This window comes from Bradyrhizobium sp. NAS80.1, from assembly GCF_001908205.1.
Taxonomy (GTDB): domain Bacteria; phylum Pseudomonadota; class Alphaproteobacteria; order Rhizobiales; family Xanthobacteraceae; genus Bradyrhizobium.
The window spans coordinates 48,139-59,361 of record NZ_LGHL01000068.1 but is presented as its reverse complement, the minus strand read 5'-3'; the positions used below and the strand labels follow the sequence as shown (position 1 = coordinate 59,361).

Annotated in this window: 9 protein-coding genes and 1 pseudogene; 3 read left to right on the top strand and 7 right to left on the bottom strand. The window is 63.5% G+C overall.

Annotated features, from left to right (window positions below; translation table 11 throughout):
- Nucleotides 1-137: 137 nt before the first annotated feature.
- The 7 genes and pseudogenes from AC629_RS17280 to AC629_RS17250 all read right to left on the bottom strand — a co-directional run bounded on the left by AC629_RS17280 (nucleotide 138) and on the right by AC629_RS17250 (nucleotide 8,247).
- On the bottom strand, nucleotides 138-1,439 hold the full coding sequence (locus AC629_RS17280) for a M20/M25/M40 family metallo-hydrolase (RefSeq protein WP_084806195.1): 1,302 nt from the start codon (nucleotides 1,437-1,439) through the stop codon (nucleotides 138-140).
- A 511-nt stretch (nucleotides 1,440-1,950) separates the two neighbouring features.
- Nucleotides 1,951-2,715, bottom strand: a complete 765-nt coding sequence (locus AC629_RS17275; RefSeq protein WP_283846908.1) for an ABC transporter substrate-binding protein — start codon at nucleotides 2,713-2,715, stop codon at nucleotides 1,951-1,953.
- A 537-nt stretch (nucleotides 2,716-3,252) separates the two neighbouring features.
- A pseudogene (locus AC629_RS17270) lies at nucleotides 3,253-4,853 on the bottom strand (TRAP transporter large permease).
- Nucleotides 4,850-5,389 carry a TRAP transporter small permease subunit gene (locus AC629_RS17265; protein WP_084806192.1) on the bottom strand — a complete coding sequence of 180 codons (540 nt, stop codon included), beginning with the start codon at nucleotides 5,387-5,389 and terminating at the stop codon, nucleotides 4,850-4,852. The pseudogene AC629_RS17270 and the gene AC629_RS17265 overlap by 4 nt, the downstream one beginning before the upstream one ends.
- 396 nt (nucleotides 5,390-5,785) lie before the next feature.
- On the bottom strand, nucleotides 5,786-6,820 hold the full coding sequence (moaA, locus tag AC629_RS17260; RefSeq protein WP_084806190.1) for a GTP 3',8-cyclase MoaA: 1,035 nt from the start codon (nucleotides 6,818-6,820) through the stop codon (nucleotides 5,786-5,788).
- Nucleotides 6,821-6,927: 107 nt separating this feature from the next.
- On the bottom strand, nucleotides 6,928-7,419 hold the full coding sequence (locus tag AC629_RS17255; protein ID WP_084806188.1) for a hypothetical protein: 492 nt from the start codon (nucleotides 7,417-7,419) through the stop codon (nucleotides 6,928-6,930).
- A 153-nt stretch (nucleotides 7,420-7,572) separates the two neighbouring features.
- Nucleotides 7,573-8,247: an HAD-IA family hydrolase gene (locus AC629_RS17250; protein WP_084806186.1), complete on the bottom strand. Its 675-nt coding sequence runs from the start codon at nucleotides 8,245-8,247 to the stop codon at nucleotides 7,573-7,575.
- A 167-nt stretch (nucleotides 8,248-8,414) separates the two neighbouring features.
- Here AC629_RS17250 and rpiA point away from each other — a divergent pair, with 167 nt between their 5' ends.
- The 3 genes from rpiA (at nucleotide 8,415) to gor (ending at nucleotide 11,195) form a co-directional block, all read left to right on the top strand.
- Entirely contained in the window at nucleotides 8,415-9,128 is a 714-nt protein-coding gene (gene rpiA / locus AC629_RS17245; RefSeq protein ID WP_143199195.1) for a ribose-5-phosphate isomerase RpiA, read from the top strand.
- A gap of 2 nt (nucleotides 9,129-9,130) precedes the next feature.
- Nucleotides 9,131-9,649 carry a DUF2059 domain-containing protein gene (locus AC629_RS17240; protein WP_084806183.1) on the top strand — a complete coding sequence of 173 codons (519 nt, stop codon included), beginning with the start codon at nucleotides 9,131-9,133 and terminating at the stop codon, nucleotides 9,647-9,649.
- Nucleotides 9,650-9,806: 157 nt separating this feature from the next.
- The gene (gene gor, locus AC629_RS17235) at nucleotides 9,807-11,195 is read left to right on the top strand and encodes a glutathione-disulfide reductase (RefSeq protein WP_084806181.1); all 1,389 of its coding nucleotides are present in this window, start codon (nucleotides 9,807-9,809) and stop codon (nucleotides 11,193-11,195) included.
- The last annotated feature ends 28 nt before the right edge of the window (nucleotides 11,196-11,223 follow it).

Genomic DNA, 11,223 nt, shown 5'->3' with positions numbered 1-11,223 from the left:
TCCGTCGCGGCACCGCGGCCCGCATAATCCGCTGAACCGCCGGATACGGACCCGTATGTCCGGTGGTGTGGGAGGGGCGGCGTCGCGAGACGCCCCCCTATCCCGATTGCAAATCCGCCCGACGCGGCGAGGGGCGGCTATTTCAGCTTGCCGGTGGACAAGTCCATGATCATGCGCGTGGCCAGATAGAGACGAGGCACGATGCTGTTGATCTGCACATATTCGGCATCGTTGGAATGCGCGCCGAAGCCCGACAGGCCCATGCCTTCCACCACGGCTCCCTTGGTCTTGAGCGCGGCAAACGCGGCGTCGGTGCCGCCTCCGGTCGCCTTCTCGTCGACCTTGAGAGGCATTCCAAGCTCCTGATAGATCGTCTTGCCGTGGGCCGCCACGCGGCGCGAGGCGTCGTTGGCTTCGAGCGGCGGCCGACGCACCTCGAATTTCAGCTCGACCTTGGAGTCGGGGAGCAGGCGGTTCCTGATACTGTCCTGCAGCGCCCTCTCCAGTTCGTCGAAATCCGCCACCTTGAGCGCACGCGCATCGGCCTGGGCCGTGGCGTCGGCAGGGATCACGTTGCGATTGGTGCCGGACCTGGAGACGGTCCAGTTCAGCTTCAGGCCCTGCTCGGGTTTGGACAGGTCCTTCATCTGCAGCACCTGGTGCGAGAGCTCGTAGAGCGCATTGACGCCGCCCTCGGGCCTTGCCCCCGCATGCGACGACTTGCCGTGTACCGTGAGATAGGCCGAGCCGATGCCGCTGGTGGCGAGGCGCAGCGTGCCGTCGGTGCCGCCGCCTTCGAACGAGAACACCACGTCCTGATCGGAGGCGAGCCGGGTGATGGTGCCGCGCCAGCCGGGCGATGAGATCTCCTCGTCGCCATTGGTGAGCACCGTGAGCGTGCCGTAATCCCTGAAGTTCAGCTTCTGCAGCAACGCCACGGTATGGAGAATGAGCGCGACGCCCTGCTTGTCGTCGGCAATGCCGAGGCCGTAGGCCTTGTCGCCGTCGATGCGGAACGGTTGATCCTTCAGCATGCCCTTCAGGTACACCGTGTCCATGTGGGCGATCAGCATGATCTTCTTGCTGCCGGTGCCCTTGAAGACGGCGTGCACGGCCGGGCCGATCTTCTCGGGCGTATCGTCGAGGCGATAGATGTCGGTGGGCTGCAGAATCTCCGTTGTGCCGCCGAGCTGCCTGAGTTGGCCGGCGACGCGCTCGGCGATCTGGTTCAGGCCGTCGATGTCCTTGCTGCCGGATTCGATGTTGACGAGATCGCGCAGCGTGTCGAGCAGCGGCTGCTGCTCCTGTTGCGCGAGCGCATGGATATCGGCCATGGCATTAGCATTGGGCTCGGCATGCGCCACGGTTGCAGCACATGCCAGCCAGAGCGATGCGATTAACGAGCCAACGAGTGATGGAGCGGGGTGCGATCGAGGCATGCGTGGCGGCCCATAGGTTGGAGGATGGCCCGGTATGCCCCTGTTGCGGGCGCTTGTCACGCGCGCCGGCCTCTCGATCATGTGCGGCGTCGCGGCGCTGACGCTGCACCCTCTCCTCTTGTGGGAGAGGGGGCTCGCTGCGATAGCGGCGAGATGGGTGAGGGGTCTTTCCCACGAGTCTTGCTCTCAATTGAGCGCGCGAGCGAACCCCTCATCTGGCGCCATAGCCGAGGCTTCGCTTCGGCGTTCTTGAGACCGGCCCGAGCATCGCCTTTGTGTGCGGAATGGTACAAAAATTAAACGCGATTTGCGCGGTGGCAAATATCCTCGCATCGCGCCGTCGCGCGCACCTCGCTTTTTCGGCGGGACCCAAAGGACCCGACGCCCGATTACGGAGGGGCCGCCATCTCCTGCGTTTCGCGCGTCATCACAACATCGATGCGAACCTGCAAACACCATCGCCATCATTGAGACGTGCCCTCGGGCTCACGTCTGCTTAGCCACCAAGACCTCAGTCGATAATTTCGGCGCTCACAAGAAGAGACGGTGGTATCGTGACGCCAAGCGCTTTGGCCGTCTTCATGTTGATCGCGAAGTCGAAGTGTGTAGGGCCCTGAAACGGTAGCTCGCCTGCGTGCGCGCCATTGAACATGCGCTCCACATAGCTTGCCGCCTGCTGGCCAAGTTCTTTAAGACTTGGGCCATAGCCAATGAGCAAGCCTTGTACGGCGCTCTCGCGGAAGCCTCCGATGGTCGGTAATCCAGCCTTTGCCGAAAGCGCGACGAGCGCTCCATTGTCGCGAAATAGTTCCGGTGTTGGCACGATGACGAGCGCTTCTGCGCCGCCTGCGCGCATGGCAGCAAACGCAGCATCATAATCGTTTGGGCCCTCGACCCAAATTTCGATCAGTTCCAGTCCGGCCTGGGCAGCAACCTTGCGCAAGGGCGGAAAGCCCGCTTCCACGACCTTGCGATGAGCGGACATCACCGCAATTCGATGCACTGATGGCAAGGCCTCATGAAGGAGGGACAGACGCTTGACCTCAAGTTCCCCCGCGATCAGACAAACGCCCGTGACGTTGCCCCCCGGATGCGCCCAACTCTCGGCGACGCCGGCGCGGACAGGGTCTGCGCCCATGGGCGCAGCGACAATCGGAATGGTGTTCGTTGCTGCACGGGCGGGATAAAGCGCCCAATCGGATGTGACGATGATGACATCGGGTTTGTCGCTGACCAGCGCTTGCGCCAGCGCCGGCATTTGCTCCTCCGTACCCATGCGAACATCAAGGACTAAGTTACGACCTTCAACGAAGCCCCGGGTCGCCAAGTAGGGCAGCATGATAGAACCGACAGCGTTGGCGCCAGCGGTCCCCGCGAGTGTGAGTAGACCCAAGCGCCAAACCCGCTGTGCGGCTTCTGCGTACCTCGACGAAAGCACCGCCAGTACGCCGCTGGCCGCCATCCTGGCGACGAAATCCCGCCGTCGCATGAGCCCCTGCCAAAGACCGAGTGTGTGGGAGGATGAGCCTAGCACTTTGTCGCGGGGCTGTGAGGTACTTTGAAGGACCGCTCCGGGTCAAAGGCGGTAAGGTTCAGAGCTGACGTCAGGGCAGACGCAAAGGCGCGACCAGATCGATCGCACGGCATCGGCTCGACCTCGACCATCTGAGCGGGACGACGCTAGGCATCATCAGGGAAAGCCGCAGGAAGGCCCTTCAGCGCGCTGGGAGCGCGCCGGCCCGGACTTCGGGCGCATCAGCGGCTTGTTTCAATCCATCCGGTTCCCACAAGGGGAGAAGGAAGAAGGCGTCCGCTACTTCTGCGGCGGTCCCAGATCCAGCGGCGGCAGGTCGATCTGCGGCACCTCGATCTTGACCTTGTCGAGGTCGACATTGACCGGCTTGTCCAGGAGGCCCGTCACCGTGATCGGGAATGCGATCACGATGAGCACCATGATCATCTGAAGGCCGATCCAGGGCATCGCGCCCCAATAGATGTCCGAGCTCTTCACTTCCTTCGGTGCCACGCCGCGCAGGTAGAACAGCGCGAAGCCGAACGGCGGATGCAGGAACGATGTCTGCATGTTGACGCAGAGCATCACGCCGAACCAGATCAGGGCCGGTCCGTCGCCGACGACGGGTCCCAGAATCTTCTGCGCGATCGGCGCGATCATCGGCAGGATGATGAAGGCGATCTCGAAGAAGTCGAGGAAGAACGCCAGGAAGAAGATGAAGAGGTTGATGAAGATCAGGAAGCCCCAGACACCGCCGGGCAGCGAGGTCAGGAGGTGCTCCAGCCAGACACCGCCGGAAACGCCAAGGAACACTACCGAGAAGCAGGTCGAGCCGATCAGGATGAAGGTGACCATGCAGGTGAGGCGCATGGTGGACTCGTAGCCCTGCTTGATGAGGTCGCGCAGGTCGGGGATGCGCGCGGCCGAGATGCAGATCCAGGCTACCGCCAGATAAGTCACGGCGAACGCGATCTTGAAGATCAGGTTCTCAGTGAACAGCATCGCGACGATGGTGCCGATGCCGGCCGAGATCACGCCGATGATCAGCACCTTGCGGTCGGTCGAGGTGAAGTCCTTGTGGTGGATCGCCGCGAGCACGATGGCACCGACCGCGCCCATGGCGCCGGCTTCCGTCGGGGTCGCAAGACCCATCATCATGGTGCCGAGAACGACGAAGATCAGCACGGCCGAGGGGATGATGCCCATCAGGCACTTCTTCCACAGCGCCCAGCCGGTCAGCGTGCGCGCTTCCAATGGCACCGGCGGCACGTGGCTTGGTTTGATCAGGCCGAGGATGAAGGTGTAGCCGGCGAACAGCAGGATCTGGAACACCGAGGGCCCCAGGCGCCGAGATACATGTCGCCGACCGACTTGCCGAGCTGGTCGGCGAGCACGATCAGCACCAGCGAGGGCGGCACCAGCTGCGTGATCGTACCGGAGGCCGCGAGCACACCGGTGATGTAGCGCATGTTGTAGCCGTAGCGGATCATGATCGGCATCGAGATCAGCGCCATGGCGATGACCTGCGCCGCCACCGTGCCGGTGATGGCGCCGAGGATGAAGCCGACGATGATCACGGAATAGCCGAGGCCGCCGCGGACCGGGCCGAACAACTGGCCCATCGAATCCAGCATGTCCTCGGCCAGCCCACATCTCTCCAATATGGCGCCCATGAAGGTGAAGAAGGGAATCGCCAGCAACAGCTCGTTGGAGAGCACGCTGCCGAACACGCGGCCGGGAATCGCCTGGAGGAAGTTGAGGTCGAAGAACCCGAGATGGATGGCGAGGAAGCCGAAGGAAAGGCCGACCGCCGCCAGCGTGAACGCGACGGGGAAGCCGATCAGCATCGCCAGAACCAGGCCGCCGAACATCAACGGCGGCATCATCTCCAGCGTAATCATTGGGTCGGCCTCTCGTACTTGGCGTCGATCGTCACATAGCCCTGGAGAGCCGCGATACGCTTGATGACTTCGGAAACACCCTGGAGCGCCAGCATCACGAAGCCGGCGGGAATCACGAACTTGATGGGCCAGCGGATCAGGCCGCCGGCATTGCCCGACATCTCGCCGACGTCATAGGCCTGCATGAAGAACGGCCAGGACAGATAGGCGAGCAGGAGGCAGGAGGGGATCAGGAAGAACAGCGTGCCGATCATGTCGAGCCAGAGCTGGCCGCGCTCGGACAGGGTCAAATAGAAGAGCTCGACCCGCACATGCTCATTGCGCTTGAAGGTGTAGGCGGAGCCGAACATCACGAGGATCGCGAACATGTACCATTGCAGCTCCAGCCAGCCGTTCGAGGAGTAGCTGAAGGCATAGCGGATCATGGCGTTGACCGCGCTGACCAGGCACGCCAGGAGCACGAGAAGATTACAGACGTAGCCGATCTTCTCGTTGAGGAGGTCGATGGCGTTGCTCACCGCCAGCAATGGACGCATCTTACTTTCTCTCCGTCGCGGCCATGAGCATCATCCGGAAAAGTGTGAAGCGGTTTTCCGAAGAGATCATGCTCGAACAACAACCCGGGGGCGCGATGATGATTCATCCCCATCTCATCGCGCTTTGGACTTCACGGGAGGCATCGGCGCGCATCGCTCGGTCCGCATGCTGATGCACGCGGCCACACGGCTCGTTTTCCGGAGCGATTACGGCGTCAGTCCTCCCCTCGTGCCTTGCCGTCTTGACCGCGACCGCCAAAGGGGCAGGCCGGCTTATTGCTGCCGGGCAAGCAAAGGCGGTCGCACCAAATCAGCGGGCTTGCGTGCCGTCAATCGGAAAATGGGCAAATTGACGCGCAGTCAAAACCTTAGGTTGGCGGGGAGTGGGACGAATCGTCAGCCGCCGGTGACGCTCATGTGCCTGTTAACGCTGGGGCGGTCGTGGCGGCGGTCGATGATGAAGTCGTGGCCCTTGGGCTTGAGCCCGATGGCGCGGTCGATCGCATCCGCAAGCAGCAAATCGTCGCTCGATGCACGCAAAGGTTTGCGCAAATCGGAGGCATCCTCGTGGCCGAGGCAGGTGTGCAGCGTCCCGGTGCAGGTGATGCGTACCCGGTTGCAGGATTCACAGAAATTATGGGTCATCGGTGTGATGAAGCCGAGCTTGCCGCCGGTCTCGGCGATGCTGACATAACGCGCCGGCCCGCCGGTGCTCTCGGCCAGATCCGTCAGCGTGAACTGCTGGGCGAGGCGCGCGCGCACCAGCGACAGCGGCAGATATTGGTCGAGCCGTCCTGATCCGATCTCGCCCATCGGCATCACCTCGATCAGCGTCAGCCCCATGCCCTTGCCATGGGCCCAGCGCATCAGCTCGGGGATCTCGTCCTCGTTGAGGTTCTTCAGCGCCACCGCGTTGATCTTCACGCTAAGGCCTGCAGCGCGCGCGGCTTCGATGCCCTCGAGCACCTTGTCGATCTCGCCCCAGCGCGTGATCTCGCGAAACTTCCGGGGATCGAGCGTGTCGAGCGAGACGTTGATGCGGCGGACGCCGCAATCGGCAAGTTCACTTGCATGCTTGGCGAGCTGCGTGCCGTTGGTCGTCAGCGTCAGCTCGTTCAGCGCACCGCTCGTCAAATGACGCGATAGCGAGTGGACCAGCGTCATCACGTTGCGCCGGACCAGCGGCTCGCCACCCGTGAGTCGCAGCTTCTTCACGCCCTTGGCAATGAAGGCGGAGCAGAGCCGGTCGAGTTCCTCCAGCGTCAAAAGGTCCGCCTTGGGCAGGAACGTCATGTCTTCCGACATGCAGTAGAAACAGCGCAGGTCGCAGCGGTCGGTCACCGAGACGCGTAAGTACGAGATGGTCCGCCCGAACGGATCGGTCATTGCGCTCGACAGCGCGGCGCGGGAGCTCGCGGAAGATCCGTTCATACCAAATGCCTTGTCACTTACGGCGACGGGCGCACCTTTGCGTCAGCGGTGCTCCGGAAGCAATCTAAGCATCGGACGCGCCAAGGACAATCGGGTCTATACCGAGGTCAGCGCGTGCCCGCACTCGGGTCGGGGAATGGCGAGGCCGCGGCCGCTGCAGCCTCGGCTGGCGCGGCGGCGGGCGCTGCTGCTGCTGCCGGTTTCGGCTTTCTGGGCTGGTGCGGCTTGCGGACCGGCTTCGGCGGGGTGGATGGCTGAAGCTCCGCGAAGACCGGGCTCGGGTCAGTTGCGACCGAGGCGGGCGTGGTGAAATCGCCGGGATTCTTGATCACGTTCACCGGTACGCTCGCGGGCTGGTACTTTGGGAGGGCGTAGCTGACTGTGAAGGGAGCGTCGGGCGCGGGAACCGAGACGGAGCAGGGGGTCTTGCAGCCCGGACCGAGCGAGGTCTTGGCATCAGCGCCCGGGGGACTGGATTCAAGCTGGACCTGGACCGTCGGCGGTGCCGATTTGAACATGTCCCAGGACGTCGAGGAACAGCCGCCTAGACTTGTTGCCCCCAGGAGGCTCGCTCCCGCTAGCGCGATGACACGACGCATGACCCATCCACTTCTACTGCGACGAACCGCCACATCCCCGGCCGGACCTTAGGGGCGTCGCCTGGGGCAGGCAACCGGCGCGATATGCATAGTTAGTAGATGGTTAATGCAGAGTTACGCAGAATAACCCAACGTTGTCAGTAGCTTGTGGGGCTACGCCGACATCAGGCTGCTGGCGGCGGCCGGCAGGTCGCGCATGTGATGGATCAGACGGTCCGGCTTCAGCTCGGCAATCGGCACGTCGGTGTAGCCGAAGCTGACCCCGATCACGGGCACCCCGGCCCGTCGGGCCACCCCGACATCGGTTCCGGCATCGCCGACCATGATGCTGGCCTTCAGCTCCCCGCCAGCCCTCGCCACCGTCTGCCGGAAAATGGTCGGGTCCGGCTTCTGGACCCCAAAGGTGTCTGCGCCGCAGATCGCCGCGAAGCGCCGGCTCAGGCCGAGCTGGTCCAGGAGCCGCTTCGACAGCCATTCCAGCTTGTTCGTGCAGACTGCCAGCCGATGGCCCTGCGCCGCAAACTGGTCGAGCGCCGCCTCGAGCCCCTCGAAGGGGCGGGATTCGACGGCGATATGGTCGGCATAATAGGCGATGAAATCCGCCGTCATCCGGTCCATCTCCGCGACGGTGACCGTGCGGTCCTTGGCCTCCAGCCCCCGCTCAATCAGCCTGCGGGCGCCGGCGCCGATCATGTTGCGGGCCGACTGCATCGGCACGGGCGGCAGCCCTTCGCGGTCGAGCACGTAGTTCAGCGCGGTGATCAGATCGGGCGCCGTATCCACTAGCGTGCCGTCGAGATCGAAGACGATGGTGTGAGGGGAGGCCATGTCGAAAGCGCTACCGGCCCGGCCGTACCGGCGCAAGGGCGGGGCCATAAGATCAGTTAATAGGCCTGTCCCCCAGACCTGTTCTCCGGGGAAAAACGAGGCTACATAGGCCGCCGAAAGCGGCCTATATCGACGGCACCTTCGTGAATTCAAAGGCGGGCGCAAACGTGAACATGGACCAGTTGAAGCGGCAGGCTGCGGCGCGCGCGCTCGAGGAGGTGCGTGACGGCATGCAGCTCGGGCTCGGCACAGGCTCGACCGCCAAGCATTTCGTTGAGCTGCTCGGCGAGCGCGTGCGCGCCGGGCTCAAGGTGATCGGCGTGCCGACTTCCGAAGCGACCCGCGCCGACGCGGAGCGCTGCGGCGTGCCGCTGACAACGCTGGACGAGATCGACCATCTTGACATCACCGTGGACGGTGCCGACGAGATCGATCCGGCGCTCAACCTCATGAAGGGCGGGGGCGGCGCGCTGCTGCGCGAGAAGATCGTGGCGGCCGCCTCGGATCGCATGATCGTGATTGCCGACGACACCAAATGGGTGCCGACGCTCGGCCGCTTTCCGCTGCCGGTCGAAGTCATCCCGTTCGGGCTTGGCGCGACGCGCCGGGCGATCGAGAAGGCATTTGCGGAATGTGGCGTTTCCGGGCAAATGGCGGTCCGCAAGGCCAGGGATGGCCACGTTTTCGTCACCGATGGCGGCCACTGGATCGTCGATGCCCAGCTCGGACGGATTGAGGATCCCCCCAGCCTCGCCAAGGCGTTGAGCGCGATCCCCGGCGTGGTCGAGCATGGGTTGTTCATCGGCTTGGCCAGCTCGGCTGTTCTGGCGGGTGGCGAGGGAATCCGCGTGATTGAACGGCGAAAGCCGAAAGGAGACTAGGAATGAAAAGCGTTTTGAAATTCTTGCCGGCCGCCGCCCTCGCGGTAGGGTTGTTCATTTCGGCCGCTCCGGCCATCGCGCAGCAGGGGACTCCGCCGAAATCGTCTCCGGCCGCCATCGCTGCGGCCAAGGAGATCCTGGCGTTGAAGAACGCCAGCGCAATGTACGCCAATGCCGTGCCGGGCATGGTCGAGAAGACCAAGGGCGCGCTGATCCAACAGAACCTCAACTACCAGAAAGATCTCAACGAGGTCGCGCCGATCGTGGCCCAACAGCTCGCCGGCCGCCAGGCCGAGATCGGCGAGGGCATGGCGCAGGTCTATGCCAGCGAATTCACCGAGCAGGAGCTCAAGGATCTGGTCGTCTTTTACAAGTCGCCGCTCGGCCAGAAGCTGATCACGGCTGAACCCAAGGCTATCGGACTGAGCATGGCCTTCATGAATTCCTGGGCCCAGAACTTCACCGAGACCGTGATGGGTGCCTTCCGCGCCGAGATGCGCAAGCGTGGCAAGGACATCTGACAGACACTATCTGATCAGAAATCCCTAAAGCGCGTCATCGCGCTTTAGGTTGTTATTTGAGCATGATCTCCGCGCAAACGCGTTCCGCGTTTGTCGCGAGGGAAAACCGCCGCAGACTTTGCGCTACCGGATCATGCTGTAGAGGTCGGAGTGGACAATGGCTGAATTCGACGTCGACCTCTTCGTCATCGGTGGTGGTTCGGGCGGCGTGCGTGCCGCCCGCATCGCGGCCGGTTACGGCGCGCGCGTGATGATCGCGGAAGAGTACCGTATGGGCGGGACTTGCGTGATCCGCGGCTGCGTGCCGAAGAAGCTGTTCGTGATCGGCTCGCATTTTCGTCACGAGCTCGAGGACGCCGCGGGGTTCGGCTGGACCGTTCCGCCCGTCACCTTCGACTGGCCGACGCTGATCGCCAACAAGGACAAGGAGATCGCGCGGCTGGAGGCTGCCTACACGACGAACGTCGAGAAGTCAGGCGCGCAGATTGTCAAGAGCCGCGCGGTGATCGAGGACAGGCACACTGTCCGCCTGCTCGAGAACGACAGGAAGGTCAGGGCCAAATACATTCTCATCGCCACCGGCGGCGCGCCCAACCACGGCGCTGCCATCCCCGGCATCGAGCACGTTATCTCCTCCAACGAGGCGTTCCACCTGAAGCATCTGCCGAAGCGTATCGTGATCCAGGGCGGCGGCTACATCGCGCTGGAATTCGCGGGCATCTTCGCCGGCTTCGGCTCCGACGTCACCGTGATCTATCGCGGCGACAACATCCTGCGCGGTTTCGACGAGGATGTTCGGATCCATGTCCGCGCCGAGATGGAGAAGCAGGGCATCACCATCCTCACCGGCTGCACGGTGACGAAGGTCGATCGCCACGGCGAGGAATTCACCGCGCACCTGTCGAACGGGTCGAGCATCGCTTCCGACCAGGTGATGTTCGCGATCGGCCGCCATCCCGCCGTCGCCAATCTCGGCCTTGAGAAGGCCGGCGTCGCCCTCAATCCGAAGAACGGCGGCATCGCGGTGGATGGTTTCTCCAGGAGCTCGGTCGACAGCATCTACGCGATCGGCGACGTCACCCATCGCTTCAACCTGACGCCGGTCGCAATCCGCGAGGGCCATGCCTTCGCCGACACCGTGTTCGGCAAGCGCGAGGTGAAGGTCGATCACGCCAACATCCCGACCGCCGTGTTCTCGCAGCCGGAGGTCGGCACCGTCGGCCTCACCGAGACCGAGGCGCGCGCGCAATTCAGCCACGTCGACATCTACAAGGCGACGTTCCGCCCGATCAAGGCGACGATGTCTGGCCGCGACACCCGCGTGCTAATGAAGCTCGTCGTCGACGGTGCCTCAGACCGTGTGCTCGGCTGCCACATCGTCGGCGATGCCGCCGCCGAGATCATCCAGGCGGTCGCGATCGCGGTGAAGATGAGGGCGACCAAGGCCGATTTCGATGCGACGATTGCGCTGCATCCGACCGCGGCCGAAGAGCTCGTCACCATGCGCACACCGACCGCACGCCATGTGCGGCAGGCGGCGGAGTAGGGCCAGCGCTTACGCGTACAAGAGTTGC